General features: G+C 45.1%; 19 protein-coding genes and 1 other annotated feature. Of the genes, 13 read left to right on the plus strand and 6 right to left on the minus strand.

Annotated features, from left to right (window positions below):
• Nucleotides 1–78 precede the first annotated feature (78 nt).
• From EGM68_RS10505 to EGM68_RS10540, 8 genes are all read left to right on the plus strand, one after another.
• The gene (locus EGM68_RS10505; protein WP_129549120.1) at nt 79–1,164 is read left to right on the plus strand and encodes a low temperature requirement protein A; all 1,086 of its coding nucleotides are present in this window, start codon (nt 79–81) and stop codon (nt 1,162–1,164) included.
• Nucleotides 1,165–1,308: 144 nt separating this feature from the next.
• The gene (pduL, locus tag EGM68_RS10510) at nt 1,309–1,881 is read left to right on the plus strand and encodes a phosphate propanoyltransferase (RefSeq protein WP_016821010.1); all 573 of its coding nucleotides are present in this window, start codon (nt 1,309–1,311) and stop codon (nt 1,879–1,881) included.
• A 296-nt stretch (nt 1,882–2,177) separates the two neighbouring features.
• Nucleotides 2,178–3,731 carry a tRNA (N6-isopentenyl adenosine(37)-C2)-methylthiotransferase MiaB gene (gene miaB, locus EGM68_RS10515; RefSeq protein ID WP_025679783.1) on the plus strand — a complete coding sequence of 518 codons (1,554 nt, stop codon included), beginning with the start codon at nt 2,178–2,180 and terminating at the stop codon, nt 3,729–3,731.
• An 83-nt stretch (nt 3,732–3,814) separates the two neighbouring features.
• Nucleotides 3,815–4,267: a YlbF/YmcA family competence regulator gene (locus EGM68_RS10520; protein ID WP_129549121.1), complete on the plus strand. Its 453-nt coding sequence runs from the start codon at nt 3,815–3,817 to the stop codon at nt 4,265–4,267.
• 139 nt (nt 4,268–4,406) lie between these two features.
• Entirely contained in the window at nt 4,407–4,811 is a 405-nt protein-coding gene (locus EGM68_RS10525) for a PaaI family thioesterase (protein ID WP_129550317.1), read from the plus strand.
• A gap of 65 nt (nt 4,812–4,876) precedes the next feature.
• Entirely contained in the window at nt 4,877–5,665 is a 789-nt protein-coding gene (locus EGM68_RS10530; RefSeq protein WP_013370763.1) for an NUDIX domain-containing protein, read from the plus strand.
• A 67-nt stretch (nt 5,666–5,732) separates the two neighbouring features.
• Entirely contained in the window at nt 5,733–6,299 is a 567-nt protein-coding gene (locus EGM68_RS10535; RefSeq protein WP_025679786.1) for a cysteine hydrolase family protein, read from the plus strand.
• A gap of 119 nt (nt 6,300–6,418) precedes the next feature.
• The gene (locus tag EGM68_RS10540; RefSeq protein ID WP_025679787.1) at nt 6,419–7,882 is read left to right on the plus strand and encodes a nicotinate phosphoribosyltransferase; all 1,464 of its coding nucleotides are present in this window, start codon (nt 6,419–6,421) and stop codon (nt 7,880–7,882) included.
• Between the two features lie 64 nt (nt 7,883–7,946).
• On the opposite strand, the gene EGM68_RS10545 is transcribed toward EGM68_RS10540, so the two are convergent.
• Entirely contained in the window at nt 7,947–8,462 is a 516-nt protein-coding gene (locus EGM68_RS10545; protein ID WP_129549122.1) for a MogA/MoaB family molybdenum cofactor biosynthesis protein, read from the minus strand.
• A gap of 263 nt (nt 8,463–8,725) precedes the next feature.
• Here EGM68_RS10545 and EGM68_RS10550 point away from each other — a divergent pair, with 263 nt between their 5' ends.
• The 3 genes from EGM68_RS10550 (at nt 8,726) to EGM68_RS10560 (ending at nt 12,423) form a co-directional block, all read left to right on the plus strand.
• Nucleotides 8,726–9,055, plus strand: coding sequence for a four-helix bundle copper-binding protein (locus tag EGM68_RS10550; RefSeq protein ID WP_016821017.1), 330 nt, complete (start codon nt 8,726–8,728; stop codon nt 9,053–9,055).
• 77 nt (nt 9,056–9,132) lie between these two features.
• Nucleotides 9,133–9,392 (plus strand) — a binding site (T-box leader).
• 60 nt (nt 9,393–9,452) lie between these two features.
• Nucleotides 9,453–11,177: an arginine--tRNA ligase gene (argS, locus tag EGM68_RS10555; protein ID WP_129549123.1), complete on the plus strand. Its 1,725-nt coding sequence runs from the start codon at nt 9,453–9,455 to the stop codon at nt 11,175–11,177.
• Between the two features lie 277 nt (nt 11,178–11,454).
• Nucleotides 11,455–12,423 carry an S-layer homology domain-containing protein gene (locus EGM68_RS10560; protein WP_129549124.1) on the plus strand — a complete coding sequence of 323 codons (969 nt, stop codon included), beginning with the start codon at nt 11,455–11,457 and terminating at the stop codon, nt 12,421–12,423.
• A gap of 116 nt (nt 12,424–12,539) precedes the next feature.
• Here EGM68_RS10560 and EGM68_RS10565 read toward each other — a convergent pair whose 3' ends face one another.
• Together EGM68_RS10565 and EGM68_RS10570 are read right to left on the minus strand one after the other, a co-directional pair.
• Nucleotides 12,540–14,630: an ABC transporter ATP-binding protein gene (locus tag EGM68_RS10565; RefSeq protein WP_129549125.1), complete on the minus strand. Its 2,091-nt coding sequence runs from the start codon at nt 14,628–14,630 to the stop codon at nt 12,540–12,542.
• Nucleotides 14,630–16,387: an ABC transporter ATP-binding protein gene (locus tag EGM68_RS10570; protein ID WP_129549126.1), complete on the minus strand. Its 1,758-nt coding sequence runs from the start codon at nt 16,385–16,387 to the stop codon at nt 14,630–14,632. Before EGM68_RS10570 ends, EGM68_RS10565 begins: the two co-directional genes overlap by 1 nt.
• Nucleotides 16,388–16,972: 585 nt before the next feature.
• Between EGM68_RS10570 and EGM68_RS10575 the strand changes: the two genes are divergently transcribed.
• Nucleotides 16,973–17,275 carry a HesB/YadR/YfhF family protein gene (locus EGM68_RS10575; protein WP_016821022.1) on the plus strand — a complete coding sequence of 101 codons (303 nt, stop codon included), beginning with the start codon at nt 16,973–16,975 and terminating at the stop codon, nt 17,273–17,275.
• Between the two features lie 132 nt (nt 17,276–17,407).
• On the opposite strand, the gene EGM68_RS10580 is transcribed toward EGM68_RS10575, so the two are convergent.
• The 3 genes from EGM68_RS10580 to EGM68_RS10590 form a co-directional block, all read right to left on the minus strand.
• The gene (locus tag EGM68_RS10580) at nt 17,408–17,920 is read right to left on the minus strand and encodes a hypothetical protein (protein WP_013370774.1); all 513 of its coding nucleotides are present in this window, start codon (nt 17,918–17,920) and stop codon (nt 17,408–17,410) included.
• 139 nt (nt 17,921–18,059) lie between these two features.
• A complete protein-coding gene (locus tag EGM68_RS10585) occupies nt 18,060–18,503 on the minus strand; it encodes a DUF441 domain-containing protein (RefSeq protein WP_013370775.1) in 444 nt (147 codons plus the stop codon).
• A gap of 22 nt (nt 18,504–18,525) precedes the next feature.
• Nucleotides 18,526–19,497, minus strand: coding sequence for a YpdA family putative bacillithiol disulfide reductase (locus tag EGM68_RS10590; protein ID WP_129549127.1), 972 nt, complete (start codon nt 19,495–19,497; stop codon nt 18,526–18,528).
• Between the two features lie 261 nt (nt 19,498–19,758).
• Here EGM68_RS10590 and EGM68_RS10595 point away from each other — a divergent pair, with 261 nt between their 5' ends.
• The gene (locus EGM68_RS10595) at nt 19,759–20,355 is read left to right on the plus strand and encodes a DUF2087 domain-containing protein (RefSeq protein WP_013370777.1); all 597 of its coding nucleotides are present in this window, start codon (nt 19,759–19,761) and stop codon (nt 20,353–20,355) included.
• Nucleotides 20,356–20,576 lie beyond the last annotated feature (221 nt).

The following is a 20,576-nucleotide window of genomic DNA, read 5'->3' on the forward strand; positions in this document are numbered from 1 at the left end:
CCGAAATTGGAGATACGTAGGAGCGAGCCTGACAGCACCATGCTATACCGCCATACTAGAGGGGAGCTCCGTTACATCATGTTGATAAAAAAGGTTACCTGGCTTGAACTCTTTTATGATTTATTGTTTGTAGCAGCTGTGTCCAAGGCGACTCATGTTTTACTACATGTTGAGCATGGCAGTGTTGGTTGGCATAATTTAGAGAAGTTTATTTTGATTTTTATTCCGATCTGGTGGGCATGGGTGGGGCAAACTGTCTATAACAATCGTTTTGGTCAAGACAGTATAACGCATCGAATTTTTATGATTTTGCAATTATTTTTTGTATTAATCATGACTGCCAGCTTGAATGTAGATTTTGATGCGTACTATGCATCTTTTTTTGTTGGCTATATTGGTTTAAGAGGCTTGACTGTCGTTCAATATCTACTTACGGCCCCCAAAGAAACAGCTCATAAACAGGAAACAGCTCGTTTTTTTGGAACCTATCTTTGGGTTGGGATAGTCATCTCTAGCTGCTCCCTTTTCTTCGACTCGTGGGTTCAATATTTGATTTTATATACTGGCATTGCGGTGGATATCCTCGTTCCTTTGATCGGTCGTAAAAAGCTGGTGATCACACCTATCCATACAGAGCATCTTTTGGAGCGATTTGCACAGTTTACTTTAATCCTGCTTGGAGAATCAGTGATAAGTATACTTTCTGTTTTACAATCCGATCATTTCACAGTCTCCTCCATTGTATTTGCTGCTTTGACATTTGTGCTAGTCATTGCAATCTGGTGGCAATATTTTGAGAATATAGAGAAGCGCGTAGACAAATCAAAACAAACAGCAGGACAGACTATTATTTATGGCCATTTGTTTATTTATCTTTCTCTTAGCATGCTTGCGGCTTCCATACAGCTCTTATTTTTGGGGCAAGCAGCCTATACTTTTGTACTTTGCTTTACTTTTGCTTCTGTTTTTATTTATTTTTTGTCAGTTTTGCTGGTATTCCATCAGTACAGATTAAGTCACCTTAAACCTCGTCTCAGAGTCATTCTTTTCTTAACTGGAATTCTCTGTGTCCTGTTTATTCTGAATATATTTATTGTAGTTCCTCATCTCATCGTAGCTGCGATCATGCTTTTCTTTCTTCTGTTTGCTAAAATGACGGTTTGATCCAAGTTTTATAGGGACGATATGTATGGCTGGTTAGGGCGAAAAAGGGAACTTTATGTGCTATCCTTTTCTTTCTTGTCGAAATAGGAGTATAATAGCATAGATGTGTAAAGTATTGTATAGAGAAAAAGGAGTGACCACACGATGACTAAAATCGTACCTGTCGGCGTTTCCGCCCGTCATATTCACCTGACTCAAGAGCATATTGAAATTTTGTTCGGAGCAGGCTATCAATTGACTGAATTTAAACCTTTGTCCCAACCAGGACAATTTGCTGCAAATGAAACGGTAGCTGTAATTGGTCCTAAGGGCCAATTTGATAAGGTTCGCATTTTGGGACCTGCTCGTCCCGCTTCTCAACTGGAAATCTCTCGCACAGATTCCTTTGCTATTGGTGTAAAGGCACCTGTACGCGAATCCGGTAGCATTGATGGTACACCAGGAATTACAGTAAAAGGACCAGCTGGTGAAGTGGAACTGCAAGAGGGCGTTATTGTAGCAGCCCGCCATATTCATTTCCATACATCTGATGCAGCTAAGTGGGACATTAAAGACAAGCAGTTGCTGAAAGTACGTGTAGGCGGCGAACGTGGCCTTGTATTTGAAAATGTTCTTGCACGTGTGTCCGATTCTTTTGCTTTGGATATGCATATTGACACGGATGAAGCGAACGGAGCCGGTGTGAAAAACGGTGACACTGCTGAAATCGTAGACTAATACACGTATTTGATACACAAGTTGTAAAAGTCCGATTCTTGCAAAAGAGTCGGACTTTTTTTATATGCTATACATACACAAATCCTTACCTATAAACATAAAAACTTTAGCATCACACTGCATCTGAATCGTATCCGGGGATGATCTATGGCTATGGTCTATAAATCATGCTATAATTTAGTGTAATGCCTTTTTCAAAGGTTTTTTTGGAGCTAAAATAAAATAACCAATGCCTAAAGATACAGTAAAATCACAAATGAGCTCGTGAAATAGATGGTGTAAGGAGTGACCAGGGAATGGCTAAGGAAACAAAAGATTACTCCAAATATTTTGATTTCTCGGATGCGAAGATTATTTCTGAAGATGAGCATAGCAAAAAGATTCGTATTCGTGGACGTGAAATCAACATTATGGCGGAGCCGAACCATAGGAAAGAAAAGCAGCGTGGTAAAGAGGACGTACAGGTATTGTATGATAACGCAGTCCCGGACGAGCTAAAACATATCGGTGAGGGCAAGCATTATATCGTATATACATTCGGTTGCCAGATGAATGAGCATGATTCTGAAACCATCAAAGGCTTGCTGGAGCAAATGGGCTACCAGGCAACCGAGGATCGGAAGGAAGCAGATATCATTTTACTGAACACTTGCGCTATCCGTGAAAATGCAGAAGATAAAGTGTTTGGTGAGCTGGGTCACCTCAAGCATCTCAAAACAGAAAAGCCGGGACTGCTGCTCGGTGTGTGTGGCTGCATGTCGCAGGAAGAGAATGTTGTGAACCGGATTATGCAAAAACACGGTTTTGTTGATATGATCTTTGGTACCCATAATATTCATCGTTTGCCTCAGCTTGTCAAGGAAGCCCTCTTTAGCAAAGAAATGGTGGTTGAAGTGTGGTCCAAGGAGGGCGACATTATCGAAAACCTGCCGAAGAAGCGTGAGGGTATGCGGGCTTGGGTAAACATCATGTATGGCTGTGATAAGTTTTGCACTTATTGCATCGTTCCTTTCACACGTGGTAAGGAAAGAAGTCGTCGGCCAGAGGATGTTATTGCTGAGGTACGGGATTTGGCCCGTCAAGGATTTAAAGAGATTACCCTGCTGGGTCAGAATGTCAATGCCTATGGCAAGGATTTAAAAGATATGAATTACAGATTCGGGGATCTGATGGATGATATGCGCAAAATCAATATTCCGCGTGTACGTTTTACGACCTCACATCCGCGTGATTTTGACGACCATTTGGTTGAAGTGCTTGGTAAGGGCGGCAATCTGGTGGAGCATATTCATCTGCCTGTACAATCCGGTAATACGGATATATTGAAAAAAATGAACCGAAAATATACTCGTGAGCGTGTTTTGGAGCTGGCAGCGAAGATAAAAGCGGCTGTTCCGCATGTTTCTCTAACAACAGATATTATCGTAGGTTTCCCGGGTGAAACAGACGAACAGTTCGAAGATACACTATCTCTGGTGCGTGAAGTGGGCTATGACTTTGCCTACACATTTATTTATTCACCACGTGAAGGCACGCCAGCGGCTTCGATGGAAGATAATGTGCCTATGTCGGTCAAAAAAGAGCGTCTCCGTCGTCTGAACATTGCTGTGAATCAAAACAGCCTACGCTTTAATAGTCGATTGCGTGGCGAGGTGGTTGAAGTGCTGGTGGAAGGCGAGAGTAAAAATGACAGTAAAGTGCTTGCTGGTCGGACTCGTTCCAATAAGCTGGTTCATTTTGAAGGTTCTAAGGACCTGATTGGTTCCTTTGTCCAAGTAAAAATTACAGAGCCTATGACCTTCTACATTAAAGGTGACTTGGTTCAAACGCCAGTAGCGGTTAACGGATAAAAAGAATAGTCTAGCGGCCTGCATGCGATCTGATTAAAGGGCTGCATGCAAGACCATCTAAGTGAAAAAAGGAGCGATGGACAATGACAGAGGAGCGGTTGCAACAAACAGAACTTCAATCGGCGGCGCGCCAGCATGATCATTTGGTCAATCGCGATATGATATTGGCAAAGGCCAAAGAGTTGGCGGGTATTCTGGGCAGCAGTGAGGAAGTACAGGTGTTTCGGAAAGCAGAAGAAAAGATTCAGGATCATGAGCGCATCCAGCAACTGATTGCAACGATGAAGAAGAAGCAAAAGGAAATCGTAGCATTTGAATCTTTAAAGAATCAAAAGATGATTGCCAAAATAGAGGCTGAACTTCAAGAGCTACAGGAGGAGCTTGACGGTATTCCAATTGTAACGGAGTTTCAGCAGAGTCAGGTAGAAATTAATGAGCTGCTGCAGATGGTGATCACGGCCATCCGTGATACGGTTGCTGAAAAGGTGAACGTAGAAGAGGGAAAGACTACTTTCTCCTCGAATTGCAGTGACTAGAATAAGATTTATGGTGTGGAGGCTTAGCTTCCACGCCTTTTTTTCGAAAGCAATTAGTCATCGTATATGTTCATGAGATACTAAAAGAATTGCGACATCATAGATGGGATGAAAGCGAGGGAATGGTAAGTTGCGTAAGATGCTAGAGGGTGAAGAAAATACTTTTTGGGAGTACTTAGGATGTGAGCTGATTACAGCTGATGCTAACGAGGCACATATCGCTTTGGAGGCCAAACAACACCATACCAATGTGATGGGGATTGTACATGGGGGGGTGCTCACAACATTGATGGATCAGGCGATGGGGATGGTCAGTATGGCTTCACGAAATATGGATTCATGTGTAACAACGAATCTGAATGTTCATTTCTTGTCAGCCATGAGACAAGGACGTCTGGAGGTTAAGGCACGGATTCTTCATCAGGGAGGCCGCACCATAACCACTCAGGCAGAAGTGAGGGATAGTGAAGGTACGCTCGGTTGTACAGCTACAGCAACCTTCCGAGTATTGCGTCAACAAGCAAGTGATTCAGGCAAGGCCTGACGCTTGACAAAAATTTTTATTATGTCATAATGAATTTATCAAAACGATATAATATGGTGATGCCAATGGATAGCAATCGTATAAACGAAGAGGCGCAGAAGGCGTCTTATAACATTAAGAAATACCGTACCCCGGATGGTGCTCCGGCGGATATCGTAATGTTTACTTTAACGAAGCGTGAGCGCAAGACGGTAACAAAAACATTGCCGATTCGTGAGCTGAAAGTAATGCTCATCAAGCGCCGTAGTTGGCCGTTTGCGGGACGCTGGGCGTTGCCTGGAGGGTTTTGTCAAGAAGATGAATCCATATATGGAGCGGCCAAGCGGGAACTGTTAGAGGAAACGGGTGTAGATGGCGGGCATCTGGAGTATTTGGGCGTATATAGTGGACCAGGTCGTGATCCGCGTGGGTGGATTATATCGCATGCGTTTTTTGCACTGGTAGAGGAATGGATGCTAGAGCAGCGTCAGGCGGCTGATGATGCTTCTGAGGTTGGGTTATTTACGATCAGAGAAGCGTTGGAGGAATTGGAGCTGGCGTTCGATCACCGGGATATCATAGTTGATGCTTATCGCAAAATTCAGTTACAGATGCTTCAGACAACGATAGCCAAGCAGTTTTTACCGCCACATTTTACACTGGGTGAATTGTATCAGGTGATTCAGAGCGTCGTACCGGATTTCGAAGAGCCGAATTTTATTCGCAAAATAACATCGACTCGTAGCAGACAGGGAATACTGGAAGAGGTGCGGGATGAGAATGGCAAACCGCTCAGTTCCAATCAGTATTCACAAAGACCGGCCCAGTTGTATCGCTTTAGTGATAGAGTACCGCGTTTATCTATCTATACGTAACTTTTATTGGAATAGGTCACGCATAGAGCGTACAACCTCACTTTGATGATAAGGAGCTGACTGTACGATGAAGGCACTGATTGTTATTGATTACACGAAAGATTTTGTGGACGGTAGTCTGCCTGTGGGGCAACCTGCAATTGAGCTAGATGAACGGATCACAGCTATTACGCAGGCCTACGTAGATCAAGGGGACTTTGTTGTCATGGCTGTGGATTTACATGAGGAGAACGACCTCTATCACCCGGAGAGTAAGCTGTTTCCTCCACATAATATACGTGGAACCAACGGACGACAATTGTATGGTAAACTCCATAGCCTTTATAAGCAACAAAGTGATCGTATCTATTGGTTGGATAAAACACGGTACAGTGCTTTTGCTGGTACGGATCTGGAACTCAGGTTGCGCGAACGCGGGATTCTGGAAGTTCATTTGATTGGTGTGTGTACAGATATATGTGTGCTGCATACAGCTGTAGATGCTTACAACAAAGGTTTTGCTATTACCGTATACAAGGACGCTGTGGCGAGCTTTAATCAGGCGGGACATGATTGGGCTTTGGGCCATTTTGAGGGAAGTCTTGGAGCCACGGTGCGGTCGGCTGAAGATACGCTTTTGCTCCAGAAGAAGTAAAATAACTGAACGATTGTGCACCAATGTCCGATAACAAATTAGAGCCGGATATTGCTGAATCTGGGCAGATAAGACGGTATGCCGTCACCAATCCAGGGACAGTCAGAGAGGATGATACGATGAAGTCAACGAGCCTCGCATTACATACAGATAAATATCAGATTAATATGATGTACGCCCATTGGGTGAACGGAAGTCACCAACGTAAAGCTGTGTTCGAGGCGTATTTTCGTAAGCTTCCTTTTGGCAATGGATATGCCGTGTTTGCTGGTCTGGAACGCATTGTGAATTACATTTCAAACTTGCGGTTTACAGAAGAGGACATTCGCTATCTGTCAGAGCAGGAGGAAAAGTACGATCCCATGTTCATGGAGGCATTGCGCCAGTTTAAGTTTGGCGGAACGGTCCACTCGATGAAGGAAGGAGCGCTTGTTTTTCCGAATGAGCCTCTGGTACGTGTTGAAGGAACCATTATGGAAACGCAGCTTGTCGAGACGGCATTGTTGAATTTTATGAATTACCAGACACTCATTGCGACAAAAGCATCGCGTATCAAGCAAGTGGCAAGTGACGATACACTGCTCGAATTTGGCACACGACGTGCGCAGGAGGCAGATGCAGCCATTTGGGGAGCGCGTGCTGCTTATGTTGCAGGTTTCGATGCGACTTCTAACATGCTGGCAGGCGAACACTTTGGGATTCCGACAAAAGGGACACATGCCCATTCATGGGTACAAACCTTTATGACGGAGCAAGAGGCGTTCGACGTGTATGCGAAGGTTTTGCCAGATCAGGTTACGCTACTGGTAGATACCTTTGACACGCTGGAGAGCGGTGTTCCCCATGCGATTAGGACAGCAAAGATGCTGGAGAGTCAAGGCAAGCGTATGAATGCCATCCGTTTGGATAGCGGTGATTTGGCTTATCTATCTATTCAGGCACGGGAAATGCTGGATGCTGAAGGTTTGGATTACGTACAAATTGTAGCTTCCAACGATTTGGATGAAAATACGATTTTCAATCTAAAAGCCCAAGGTGCACGTATTGATGTGTGGGGTGTAGGAACACAGCTGATTACAGCTTCAGATCAACCTTCACTGGGCGGAGTGTACAAGCTGGTTGAGCGGGAAGTGGACGGTGAAATGTTGCCGACGATTAAGATCTCGGGTAACCCGGAAAAAGTATCTACACCAGGTAAAAAGGATGTATACCGCATTGTGGATAAGAAGAAAGGGAGAGCTGTAGCTGATTACATTTCTTTCCCGGATGAAGAACGTCCGCGTAATGGTAAGCGCCTGAAGCTGTTTAACCCTTTGCATCCATATATGAAGAAGTATGTAGAAAATTACGAAGCTGTACCGATGCTTGAACCTATTTTTGTAAATGGGCAGAAGGTATACGAGCTTCCTGAACTGGATGAAATTCGTGCCTATCATGCATCACAGTTGAAACTGTTTTGGCCAGAATATTTGCGGAAGCTGAACCCTGAAATTTATCGCGTAAATCTTAGTGAGAAGGTATGGGAGCTGAAGCAAAAGCTGATTGACAGCTACATGCAGCCCGAAGTTGAAGAAAAGGAATAATGTGAAGAGGCACCTCATCTATGTATGGGTGCCTTTTTTGTATCTGCAATGTGTAAATAGGAGCTTATTTATAAATTTCTCTCATTACATGACGCAGCTCAGGGACAATAATGCGTTCCATTGCCAAACGAACGGCTCCGCGGGAACCAGGCATAGAAAACACAGCTGTCTGGCCCACAGCGCCCGCTACAGCCCGGCTTAATATAGCTGCTGATCCAATGTCCTCAGCAAAGCTTAAGTAACGGAAGATTTCTCCAAACCCAGGTAGTTCCTTATCCAGTAGAGAGGAGACGGCTTCATATGTAGTATCACGCGGAGAGATGCCAGTACCACCTGTTAAAAGTACAGCCTCGATGTCCTCATGTGCCGCAGCTTCGGCTACCAACTGCCGGATTCCTTCATAGTCGTCCTTGACGATAACATATCGAACAACCTTGTACCCATTCGTTTCTAGTAGTTCCTTGAGCAGTCGTCCCCCAGTATCGGTTTCCATGGTACGTGTATCCGAGACGGTCACGACCATGCAGTTAACCTGCTGCGGAGATTCCTGTCGGTGCTCCTCTACAGATGTTATATTCATTACAATGTTCACTCCTTGATCAGTGGTTAAGCATACTCTTTTTTTACAATAGAGGAATGACAGACTAGATGCAAGTCAGAAACGAAGGCTAAAAAGTTATGTGATTAATATCCTTGCGCTTACACCTTGGAATATAGTACACTTCCTTACATAAGTCGGGATTTTCTGGGTTTATTTTGTTGAAAGCGCGAACATCAAATGATTAATTTCAAGGTTCAGCGGGTAATAGTACAGCAGGATCAACAACTGGGAGGTAATGTATTATGAATCATTCATACCAAAAATGCGTAGATGCTTGCCTGGAATGTATGAACGCTTGCAATGTATGCTATGTAGCAAGTTTGAAGGAATATGATTTAGCTATGCTGCGTGAATGTATTCGAGTGAGCAGGGAATGCGCAGAGATATGTGGGTTTGCTGCTCAAATGTTGCAGCGCGGAACGGATTTTGCCGAGGAAATCTGTGAGCTATGTGCCAAAGCCTGTGAGGTATGTGCTGCTGAATGCAGCAAGCATTCCCATAATCATTGCAAACATTGTGCAGAAGCCTGCCGTCATTGTGTTGAAGCCTGTCGCCAATTGGTGGCAGTGTAATTACATATACAGAACTAGTCCCTAAAGAGGGAATAAAAGGTTGCTTTCTACTAAATAGGTTTGTATAATGGTGGGAATTAACGTCAAGGAACGGGAGAGTAGCAACGGAACCGTATCATTACAGCGAGCCGGAAGAGGTGGAAGCCGGTATGAAATCCGATGTGAAGCGCACCCGGGAGACGGTTGATCCAACGATAAGAGCTTCTAGTAGATCAGCCCGGCAGACACCGTTATTTGTCAATGGAGTGAAATCGCGATTTTGTGTAAGCTAGCTTTAGCTATACAACCGATTTACGAAGAGTGGTACCGCGGGGATATCGAAGTTCTCGTCTCTTGAATTATATCAAGAGGCGAGGGCTTTTTTTGTTAGATCCTATAAAAAGAAGGAGAGAGGAACATGTTGTTGATGATTGCTACCCAAGCTATTGTAGCTCATACGGACTTGGAGGAGAAAGAAGTTTTATCTTTATTCGAGGTGCCTCCGCAGCCTGAATGGGGAGATGTGGCGTTTCCCTGTTTTGTGCTGGCTAAAAAATTTCGAAAGTCTCCACAGCATATTGCAATGGAATTGGCAGAGCTAGTAAGCCGTGAAGCGGGTCTAATTGCTTCAGCATCGGGTGCCTATGTAAATATTACATTGGATCGATCTGTTCATATTCCATCGATGCTTGCTGAATTGAGCAAGGATGAGTTTCTCAAGCCCAATATCGGATATGGACAGCGAGTAGTGATTGATATGTCCTCGCCTAATATTGCCAAACCATTTGGTATCGGTCATCTTCGCTCTACTGTTATTGGTGCCGCCTTGTATCGCATACTTGGTGAAACCGGATATGTGCCGATTAGTGTGAATCATCTAGGGGATTGGGGAACACAATTTGGCAAGCAAATTGCGGCCTATAAAAGATGGGGCAATGAGGAGCAGCTACAACATGATCCGATCGGGGAATCGTTGAAGCTATATGTCCGTTTTCATCAGGAGGCCGAGCATGAGCCGTCTTTGGAGGATGAAGGCCGCGAGTGGTTCCGACGTTTGGAGCAGGGGGATACTGAGGCTCAACAACTGTGGGAGTTTTTTGTTGAAGTCAGTCTGGGTGAATTTGACCGTATGTACCAACGTCTTAACATTTCGTTTGACCATGTGTTGGGGGAAAGTTTTTACAATGATAAGATGCAGGCAGTTGTTGCCCAATTAAGAGCAAAAGGACTGCTGGAAGAAAGCGATGGAGCACTTGTGGTTCGTCTGGAAGACGAGCAACTGCCGCCGTGCCTTATTTTGAAAAAAGATGGTACTACCATTTATCCCACCCGTGATCTGGCAACAGCGATTTATCGTCATGAAGTGATGAAGGCTGATCGCCTGCTGTACGTCGTTGGCGGGGAACAGAAGTTACATTTCCAACAGGTATTTGCGGTGCTGAAGCATGCAGGGGAGACATGGGCAGAGCAATGTGAGCATGTACCGTTTGGTTTAATGCGGTTTGCGGGCAAAAAAATGTCCACAAGACGCGGCAAGGTTGTGAAACTGGAGGAAGTGCTGGATGAAGCTGTAGCGCGTGCTCAAGCCATCATTACGGAGAAAAATCCCAATTTGCTGGAGCAACAGGCAATAGCTGAAGACGTTGGCATCGGAGCGATTATTTTTGGCGATTTAAAAAATAACCGTCTGAATGAAGTGGATTTTTCGTTAGAGGAGGCACTGACCTTTGAAGGTGAGACTGGCCCTTATGTGCAGTATACTCATGCGCGCATACGCAGTCTTTTGGAGAAAGCTCGCGCCCGCTCTGATGTTGATTCTAATTCCAGTGACAACGTCCTTGCCCAAGACGGGCATTCTCCTGATTTGAATATCGTTTCGGATGAAATGCTGGGTGACGCAGGCTGGGCGCTGCTTAAGCAGTTGGATCGCTATCACGGGCAGCTAATACGTGCTGCTAGGCAACTGGAACCTTCGGTTATTGCGAGATTTGCATTAGATACAGCACAAGCGTTCAACCGTTTTTATGCTAAGGAAAGGATTGTCGATGGTGGACAATGGCGCATTCAGTTGGCGGAACAGACTGCGGATATGCTGGCAAGTACACTGCGACTTCTTGGACTGAAAGCTTCTAATCGGATGTAAGCTACCACAAGTGGGTATTTTTGTTAGGTACACTGCTGCTTTTGCTAGCTAAATTACTGCGAGTCAGCTCTTTTTCTCTAAAAGGTGCTGCAAAAGGAAAACTGTCATAGACACTTTTGGGTTTGCATGGATATGGTGAGCGGAAAAGAGCAAGACGGGTTACACTAATAGCTAAGGTATTCCATTGTTTTGCAACCAATTTGTGCATATTTGAAACATTTGATGGTTTTATTGCGTCCGTAAGTATAGAAGCAAAGTAAACATGGAGGTGTATCTCATGATTAAACATAAAAGCGTGGCAGCTGCGCTGCTTGTCGTCTGTTCATTGGCTGTGGCTACGTCGGCTTCTGCTTTTAGAGATATAAAGGGAGCTGAGCAGGAGAAGATCGTAAGTTCACTTCAGAACAAAGGAATTATTCAAGGGATAACCAAGGATAAGTTTGCACCAGATCAAACACTCACGTATGCACAAGGAGTACACTTGGTTGTTCGTGCGATGGATCTTCAGGTTATGCCTGATTTCACCACGGGCTCCTTTGCAAACATTCCGGCTTCCGCATGGTATGCCGATTCCTATCGGATTGCAGTCCAGCACCAAATCCCTCTGTCACCGGATATTGATCCGAGCACCCGTATGACAAGGGAACAATTCGCGAATATTCTGTACAAAGCCGTGAGTGCAACAGGTGAATATCCTACGGTCCGTATGTTCATTAATGTAGCAGATGGCAAAAAATTAGACCAAGAGTCGAACGAAGCAGTGCAATTTCTCCTGTTGACCAAAATTGCAAAATTGGACAAAGAAAGCAACTTTAACCCGGATCGTAAAGTAACACGGATGGAGGCAGCAGAAATGGTCTACCATGCATCCGAGTTTGTAAAAAGTCATAAACCGGTGCAAGCCACTCCGGAAAATCCAGCTGAGCCTGTAGATCCGGTTCAACAAACTAATATTAGTATGAGCATAGAGAAGGCGAATGACCAACAGAACAAAGTGACCATCACCCGTCTGCAGGCACCTAATCCAGGTTACGGCATTGAAGTGGATCACATCGACTACGTAGATGATACGAATGCAGTCATTTACTACAAGCTGACTAGTCCAAAACCGGGGGAAATGAATATTCAAGTCATTACGGATACCCACACCAGTACATTGGTAGACAGTAAGTATAAGGTTACGCTCAAAGCAGTCGATGGAACCGTGCTTCCGCCCACAGGAACAGGCACGTCTGTAGCTAAATAAAACTTTAAGCCATATGTCAATATATAAAATAAAGCCAGCGAGTTCCCCCCATAAGAATGGAGACCGCTGGCTTTTTCTTGCTAAATGTTAATTGTAAGCCCAAGCTCTAGTATTATTTAAGCTTTAAATGCGACTTTGCCTGTAAGCAAGTCATTTTGCACAGGATGTGTAGCTGAGGAAGACGCAGATTCTGCTGCAACCGTTCCTGACTGGAGTTGATACATTTGGAAGTAACGTCCGCCTTGGGCCATAAGCTCGTCATGGCTACCCCGTTCAACAATTTCACCCCGATGCAGCACCAAAATTTGGTCTGCACTACGAATGGTGGACAAACGGTGGGCAATGATAAAGGTCGTACGTCCCTTTTTGAGCACCTCAAGAGCAGATTGGATGAGTGCTTCCGTTTCGGTATCAATGTTGGCGGTAGCTTCATCCAGAATTAAAATGGCAGGATCAAAGGCTAACGCGCGAGCAAACGAAATAAGCTGGCGTTGCCCGGCGGATAAGGTACTGCCTTTTTCAATAACAGGCTCATCAAATCCTTGGGGCAAATGGGCTAACAGTTTGTCGGCTCCAACGTCATGCAGCGCTTTATTCACCTGTTCTCTCGTAATTCTGCTGTCGCCGAGACTGACATTAGAGGCTACCGTACCTGTGAACAAATATGGATCTTGAAGAACAATACCCATATGATGGCGAAGCCATTGCTTAGGAATATTTTTGACAGGCGTTCCGTCAATGGTGATCGTCCCTTTTTGCGGATCATAGAACCGGAATAGCAGGTTGATAATCGAACTCTTACCTGATCCGGTATGCCCGACAAGGGCAACCGTTTGACCAGGCTGTGCTGTAAAGGAAATATGCTTAAGCACATCATCCTTTTTGTAGGCAAAGGAAACGTCGTTAAATTCTACCTGGCCTTTGTAACGCGGCATAGTACCGTCTGTCACCGGCTCTCCAGTTTCGTCCATTAATTCAAATACGCGTCCTGAGGATACGATGGAAGTATCCAGTACGGCGAGCTGGTTGACCATACCTGTAATAGGTTGGAACAATCGACCCAACACATCGACGAAGGCATACAATACCCCTAATGATATCGCACTACCTGTAGTGCCAAGTGCCGCAGATCCAAAATACCACAACACGACAGCGAAGGCGAGGTTTCTCAATACGTTGACCAAATTATGCGAAGTAAAAGCGTTCAAATTCAGCATTTTATTCTGATGCTTCATATAGTCATCATTCAACTCTTCAAACTCTTGCTGTGTTTGTTTCTGATGCCGGAATACGCGAATAATGGACATCCCCTGAATGGATTCATTGATAATCGCATTAATCTCACTGAGTCTGGACCGAATGATCGTGTTATAGCGGGTTGCAACCTTGCGGTACAATATGATCCATAAGATCAGTAACGGTACAATAAATAGAGAGATCAGACCCAGTCTGAAGTCCAGTAAAAAGAGTGCAACATATACCCCTGTCATCGTTACAATCCCTGAAGTGAAGTTGGAGAGTACAGCCACAAACAAATCTTTGACTGCCTCCGTGTCATTCGTAACACGGGATACGACCTTGCCTGCGGGTAAGTTATCAAAAAAGTAAACTGGCAAGCGCTGAATGTGTGCGTAGAGATCAAGTCGAAGCTTCTGAATGACCTTGTTCGCCGAGGATTGCAGCCAGTATGTTTTGCCGAACTCGGCAAAAATCGAAACGACCAAAAAGAAGCAATACCACCCAATCAGCTGAAAGATGCCGGGCATTTCTGGTTTGTAAAAGCTATACAGCTCATCAGCGGTTAAAGCCTTGGCTTTGTAATGAAAGGTGTCGGAGCCGCGTGTCACGGTCAACGTACCGTTCGTAAAGGATCGGTTACCATCCGCTACTTGGACAGAGCCATCGACAAATACAAAAGATTTGCCAACTTGTAAAATCCTCGCTTCGCGTCCTTTGGCCTCCCCGGCTTCAAAGCGATCTTCACGTTTAAAATGGGTTCCAGCATAACTTACAGCGCCGTCCACACTAGTCGTCTCATAAAATGGTTTTTCAATAGCGAGCATATGGTCGTCAATCATCGTTTTGGCGATGAAGGGACCGGCCAGCTCGGCGGCTACTCCAATAGCCAAGGCGATAAGAGCGGCAATAAAACCCGCTTTGCTCGTCAGTGCATACTGGAACAGTCTTTTGCCGATATTGGGTTTCATTAGGATACCTCCCCTGAGGTCAGATCAGATTCCACTTGTTGCCGTTCATATTGTTGTCGGTACCATCCGTCAGCCCGAAGCAGCTCGTTGTGGGTTCCTTCCTCAATAATGCGTCCTTGCTCCAGCACGACGACCCGGTCTGCATGCTCTACAGCCGATAGACGGTGAGTGGAGATCAAGGTTGTTTTACCCGAGCGTTTATGCCGGATATTGTCAATAATACGTGCTTCCGTGCGGGCATCTACTGCTGACAGTGCATCGTCGAGCACTAGAATATCTGGATCACCGATAAAGGCGCGCGCAAGCGAAACACGCTGCTTCTGACCGCCGGACAGGGCGATGCCTTTTTCTCCGACCAGTGTATCCAGCCCATCGGACAGGGTACCCAAATCTTGGTCAAAGGCAGCCGTACGGATCGCTTCCATGATGTCGCCATCATCTGCCCCGGGCTTCCCGAACTGAATGTTCTCGCGCACCGATTTGGAGAACAAGATTTGTTCTTGCGGCACGTAGCCAATCCAGCTGTGTAATTGTTCTACTGCAATGTCCTCCAGCCGGGTGCCGGAAATTAAAATATCACCACTGCCAGTCGGATATTCATGCAATAGCTGTTTGAGCAAAGTGGATTTCCCGCTGCCTGTTCGACCAACGACACCTAGTGTTTCTCCGCGTTTGAGCTCCAGGTTCACATGTGACAGATTGTCAACCGTGGAGGTAGGATAACGGAAAGTCACGTCTTTCATGGTGATGGATTCGGGACGATCCACTGGAACAGGTTGCGCTACATTCTGAACGTCTGGCTGGACGTCGAGAGTTTCATTGACCCGGTCCAGAGAAGCGCTACCGCGCTGCATAATGTTAATCAGCTCGCCAATAGCAAACATCGGCCAGATCATCATTCCTAGATACATGTTAAAAGATACTAGTTCGCCTAGCGTGATATCGTTATGAAATACCAGATAAATACCATACCCGAGACCGATAACGTAGCTAAGTCCTACACATAAACGGATCGTTGGTTCAAAGAGAGCATCCATCCGCGCAACTGCCAAGTTTTTACGAAACACATCCTCAGTAATATCGGCAAAACGTTTTTCGTCCATTCGTTCTTGCACATAAGCTCGAATGACACGGATACCTGCCACCGACTCCAGCACCTGGTCGTTCATATCGCCAAATGCATCCTGTGCCAGTGTGTAACGCTCATGTACGGCTTTACCGTAAATACTCATGGCCAGCGCAATAAAAGGAAGGGGCAGAATGGCCGCCAGTGTTAGCTTCCAGCTAATCAGGGTGCCCATGGCAACCAATACAACGGTAAGGTAGACAGTGGAGTCTGTTAATGTCAACATACCGAAGCCTGCTGTACTTGCTACAGAGCGAAGATCGTTCGTGGCACGAGCCATCAGATCACCTGTACGATTGCGTTCAAAAAATGGAGGGGTCATCCGCAGCAAATGATTCATAAAACGTGTGCGCAATAGGCGCTCCACCAGATTAGCACCACCAAACAGCTTGTGCATCCATATGTACGTAATGTAGTAGATGATGGCAAGAATCCCTATGATGTACAAAATATAACGCCAAAGCGAAGACCAGGAAATCGATCCACGTACAATCTCATCAATGGCGCTGCCTAGCAGCCGAGGTGGAGCGAGCTCCAAAACGCCAACCGCAATCAGCAAAAACAATCCAATGGAGTATCGGCTTCGTTCTCTTTTAAAAAACCAGCCTAAATTTTTGAGTACTGAAAACAAGAGGAATCCCATCCTTTCATGTCAAGTTCATTCGAGAGTTGTGTACCATTTTGAAGAAACAACAGCGGCTTGCTGCCACAAGTATAATTCGGCAACAGGCGCAAAAAAGGCATACCGTCCGCAGACGATATGCCTTAAATCTCAATATCATATGGCGCGCAGGTATTCTCAGCATACTCGCCACTGAAAAACTGCTTAAACGCAGGCAGCCACTCGTATTAAACCATACAACAGGAATGGCTCAATTCTGAAGGATGCGATAGGGGAGATGCTCCGGTATGAAGTTGTTGTGTTTGTAGATGTGGGTGAAATACAATCATAAATTTTAGCACCGGGAACACTCCTTTCTTCCTCAAAATGGGTTCATTCTTACATGAGTTATCGTTCAAATTGGTAATAAATTTCAAAATGGATCTCGTATGGTTGAATCTTAACACCCTCTTTTGCGAATTGTCAAACCTTTTTCAAAAAAATGTATATGACTTGTCCAAGAAGCCGCATGGGGAGAGACGGTTGGTGGCTATTCCAAAAGATGCTATGATATAGTTGACAGGACGTCATTGTACAAGGAGATGAGCATAACGCATGAGCATACAGGTAACTGAACCTGCGGCACAGTGGTACATTAAGGAGCTTGGTTTGAATCGTGGAGATTCCATCCGTTTTTTTGTTCGCTATAGTTCCGGCGGTGGGTTGCATCCAGGCTTTTCTCTGGGAATTGCCGTAGAGCCTCCGCAGCACCCCGCATTACAGCATGAAGCGGCTGGCATTACGTTTTATATGGAGGATCAGGATTACTGGTATCTGAAAGGCCATCATCTGGAAGTGAAGTATTTGGAGGAACATGACGACATTATTTACACCTATGAAAAGGATGAACAAGCTTAATGCCTCCACGTTAAAAATAGCGTGCCAGTAATGGTTTTTGGACATGAAAAGCGGCAGAGTATCGTATGGCAGGAGATGAACCTGCACATGATACTCCGCCGCTTTATTGTGGTTAGGGCAGGATGTCGTATGTTAAGGGTTGTTAAACATCGGACCATCGACTGCAAAATCAAAATCATCAATATCGTACACATGTACAGGTACGGAAGCTTCGATAATGCGGTGGATCCAGTCTAATTGATCAGTCAGGATGGGTAATGCTTCACGCTGAGCTGTCAACACCAGTTCGGTTTCAATCGGATCAAAATATTCTCCGTAATGCGCCGTATCAACTGCATTAATGACAATGAGTGATGTATTGGCATCGAATAGGATAGGCAAGCTTTTCGCCCAAGGCATCTGAAGGGCACGCCGAATTTTTTTCTGATTCAACGGTTCTTCAAAATAACTGATTAGCTCACTTACCTTTCGCTTCACATGTTGATCGTCCATAGGGTTATCCATGAGAGGCTCTGTGCTGTCCTGGAATTCGTACAGCTCTAGCAGTGATGTGTAGGGCACTATATATTCCACAGGGGCGGGAGATGTAAGCAACTGGCCGTATATAGCCACCATTACAGCTTCCGTTACAAATTGTCGAGACATCGGTCAAGCCTCCTGCATTTACCAAATTATGCGATATGAGTATAACACAAAGCGGGACTGAATTCAGCCAGATATGCAGATTGCTATCATTCATTTGTATATTTGTTGAACGGCTCTTTTCAATCCTGTGTCTAGAAATTTAGGAGCGACCGATTAATAAGGAGAGCAGCCCGGCAGCAATCAGAGGTCCAACCGGAACCCCTTTAAAGAAGGCAACGCCAATGACGGTCCCAATCAGTAGACCTGTCACAATAATAGGCTGTCCGGACATCAGAGTTACTCCGCGGCCGCCTAGGTAGGCTACCAGAATTCCGATACCAATCGCGAGCAGGGACTTCCAGTGCAGGAAGGACTCTGTCACCTGATTGATGCTGATTTTACCGCTGGCTAGAGGGGTCATGACCCCTATCGTCAAAATAATTATTCCGATCGTTAGGCCATACTTTTCAAGCCAGGGGAAAGCAGTATGAAAGCTGGTTACCCGCAGCAGTAGTAGTACAACCATAGCAATCGTCACGGTTGAGTTGCCACTGATAATTCCAAGGCCGGCTAGTACCAGTAAGATAAGTGAGCTGTAATCCATTCAGTTGTTCTCCTTCGATCGTTTAACTTTGGATATGTTCGGCGATTTGACGCCCGTGCCAGCGCCCTGTTTCAATAAACACTTCATTGGCATTGCTGCCTGAAGCGATAACTCCGGCGACATATATACCTGGGATGTTAGTTTCCATCGTGGTTGGATTAAATTCAGGTTTGTCCAGGTCCTCAGCCATGTGGACGCCGACAGACTCCAGTAGTTTTCGTTCTGGGTGAAATCCTGTTAGTGCCAGTACAAAATCGTTTTCGAGCTGGAACGCTTCTGCGTTCATCGGAGTGACGATGACATGGTCTGGATGAATTTCGGTAATGCGTGCGCCTAAGTGCAGCGTGATCTTTCCTTTTTGTACCATACTGTCGAACAATGGACGAACCCAAGGTTTGATATATGGGGACAACTCGTTGCGACGATAAACCATATCAATCGTAGCCCCGACCCGCACCAATTCCATTGCTGCATCTACTGCAGAGTTGCTGCCGCCGATGACTGCGACTCGGGTTCCTGTATAGGGATGAGCTTCGCTGAAATAGTGAGTGACTTTATCCAATTGTTCCCCAGGAATGCCTAAATAGTTCGGATGATCAAAATATCCCGTAGCCACTACGACATAGCGTGTCGAATAGCTCTTGGATATTTCCCGTTTGCTTAGGGTATGTACGGTAAATGTACCGTCTTCCTGCCGCTGAATGGATTGAGCCTCCTCATAATGCTGAATGTCCAGGTTATAATGTGAGGCTACTTTGCGATAGTACGCTAGTGCTTCATGACGAAAAGGCTTGTCATTGGGAGTGCTGAACGGAACATCACCGATTTCCAATAGTTCGGCGGTGCTAAAAAACTGCATATTTGTCGGATACAGAAAAATGGAGTGAACGATGTTGCTTTTTTCAATAATGATCGTTCGCAAACCTCTGCGGCTGCATTCGATTGCAGCGGATAGTCCGCAAGGTCCGCCACCGATAATGATTACGTCGTGCATTTGGATGAACCTCCAGTTATATTGGTTTATTTCGTCAAACGGATCTCAGAATTGATGCAAATAGCACAGTATGTGAGAAGTTTTCAAATAATAATCCTACCGTAATGTGTGCATAATATCCAGCCGTTTTCAGAAAGAGATAATGTGAGGGAAGAATTGACAGACACTTTTAACATACATATAATTAGATGAACATCTATTTAGATTAAGCGAATTCGCTTGCTTAGCAAACCTGTAGTAGTGAAAAGAGGTGCAGTTACAGTGCAACTAGATAAAATGGTCAATTATCATAAAGCACTTGCGGACCCGACACGTATGCGAATATTACTCCTTTTATCCCGTGGGGAGATGCATGGCCAAGCTTTGGCGAAAAAGCTGAATCTATCACAGCCTACAGTTACGCATCATGCTTCCAAACTCCGTGAGGTTGGGTTAATTAAGGAACGACGTGATAAAAACACGGTGTATTTTACACTGAATCCAGAGCTGATTCGGCAGCATGCCGAGGCGACTGTGCGTTTTATCTTTGAAAAAGGAGAGGAAGAGGAAGATATGTCCGAACTGAATGAAACGTTGGAAGCAACGGTTTTACGCAATTTTTTTGCCAAGGACGGCAAGTTGCGTCAAATTCCTGCCCAGTATAAGAAAAAATTGATCGTACTTCAGATGCTCGCCGAAAAGCTGGAGCCAGGCCGCATCTATCCTGAACGTGAACTAAACGAATGGATCAAGCAATACCATGAGGATTTTGCAACGATTCGGCGTGAACTGATCATGCATCAGTTTATGTACAGAGAGCGGGAAATGTACGAATTGAATCCGCGTGAAATGTGGACACGATGGGATCAAGTACGTTAAACGAAACTTGAAATAGTTTAAAATGTTTGAAATCAGCCTTGACAGACAATTGATGGACTTGTATGATAAAGGAAATTTTAGGAGGAGGCGATGTTATATGCGTACGAACATGAGTGGATGGGTTCAGCAGCAGAATGACTTGTCTCCCGCACGGACGATGCACGGCTAAAGACTGTATAGATCTATAGTCTTAGCTCAGCAGTTGGTTGGACAGTAGAACC

This window comes from Paenibacillus sp. M-152, assembly GCF_003856555.1.
GTDB classification, from domain to species: Bacteria; Bacillota; Bacilli; order Paenibacillales; family Paenibacillaceae; genus Paenibacillus; species Paenibacillus polymyxa_C.

Coding starts and splice junctions, on each gene's coding strand:
- EGM68_RS10540 (WP_025679787.1), top strand. CDS start 6,419: ATGAAGTCAACGAGCCTCGCATTACATACAGATAAATATCAGATTAAT.
- EGM68_RS10505 (WP_129549120.1), top strand. CDS start 79: ATGTTGATAAAAAAGGTTACCTGGCTTGAACTCTTTTATGATTTATTG.
- EGM68_RS10530 (WP_013370763.1), top strand. CDS start 4,877: ATGGATAGCAATCGTATAAACGAAGAGGCGCAGAAGGCGTCTTATAAC.
- EGM68_RS10520 (WP_129549121.1), top strand. CDS start 3,815: ATGACAGAGGAGCGGTTGCAACAAACAGAACTTCAATCGGCGGCGCGC.
- EGM68_RS10575 (WP_016821022.1), top strand. CDS start 16,973: ATGAGCATACAGGTAACTGAACCTGCGGCACAGTGGTACATTAAGGAG.
- EGM68_RS10550 (WP_016821017.1), top strand. CDS start 8,726: ATGAATCATTCATACCAAAAATGCGTAGATGCTTGCCTGGAATGTATG.
- EGM68_RS10525 (WP_129550317.1), top strand. CDS start 4,407: ATGCTAGAGGGTGAAGAAAATACTTTTTGGGAGTACTTAGGATGTGAG.
- EGM68_RS10580 (WP_013370774.1), bottom strand. CDS start 17,920: ATGTCTCGACAATTTGTAACGGAAGCTGTAATGGTGGCTATATACGGC.
- EGM68_RS10560 (WP_129549124.1), top strand. CDS start 11,455: ATGATTAAACATAAAAGCGTGGCAGCTGCGCTGCTTGTCGTCTGTTCA.
- argS (WP_129549123.1), top strand. CDS start 9,453: ATGTTGTTGATGATTGCTACCCAAGCTATTGTAGCTCATACGGACTTG.
- pduL (WP_016821010.1), top strand. CDS start 1,309: ATGACTAAAATCGTACCTGTCGGCGTTTCCGCCCGTCATATTCACCTG.
- EGM68_RS10565 (WP_129549125.1), bottom strand. CDS start 14,630: ATGAAACCCAATATCGGCAAAAGACTGTTCCAGTATGCACTGACGAGC.
- miaB (WP_025679783.1), top strand. CDS start 2,178: ATGGCTAAGGAAACAAAAGATTACTCCAAATATTTTGATTTCTCGGAT.
- EGM68_RS10590 (WP_129549127.1), bottom strand. CDS start 19,497: ATGCACGACGTAATCATTATCGGTGGCGGACCTTGCGGACTATCCGCT.
- EGM68_RS10535 (WP_025679786.1), top strand. CDS start 5,733: ATGAAGGCACTGATTGTTATTGATTACACGAAAGATTTTGTGGACGGT.
- EGM68_RS10545 (WP_129549122.1), bottom strand. CDS start 8,462: ATGAATATAACATCTGTAGAGGAGCACCGACAGGAATCTCCGCAGCAG.
- EGM68_RS10585 (WP_013370775.1), bottom strand. CDS start 18,503: ATGGATTACAGCTCACTTATCTTACTGGTACTAGCCGGCCTTGGAATT.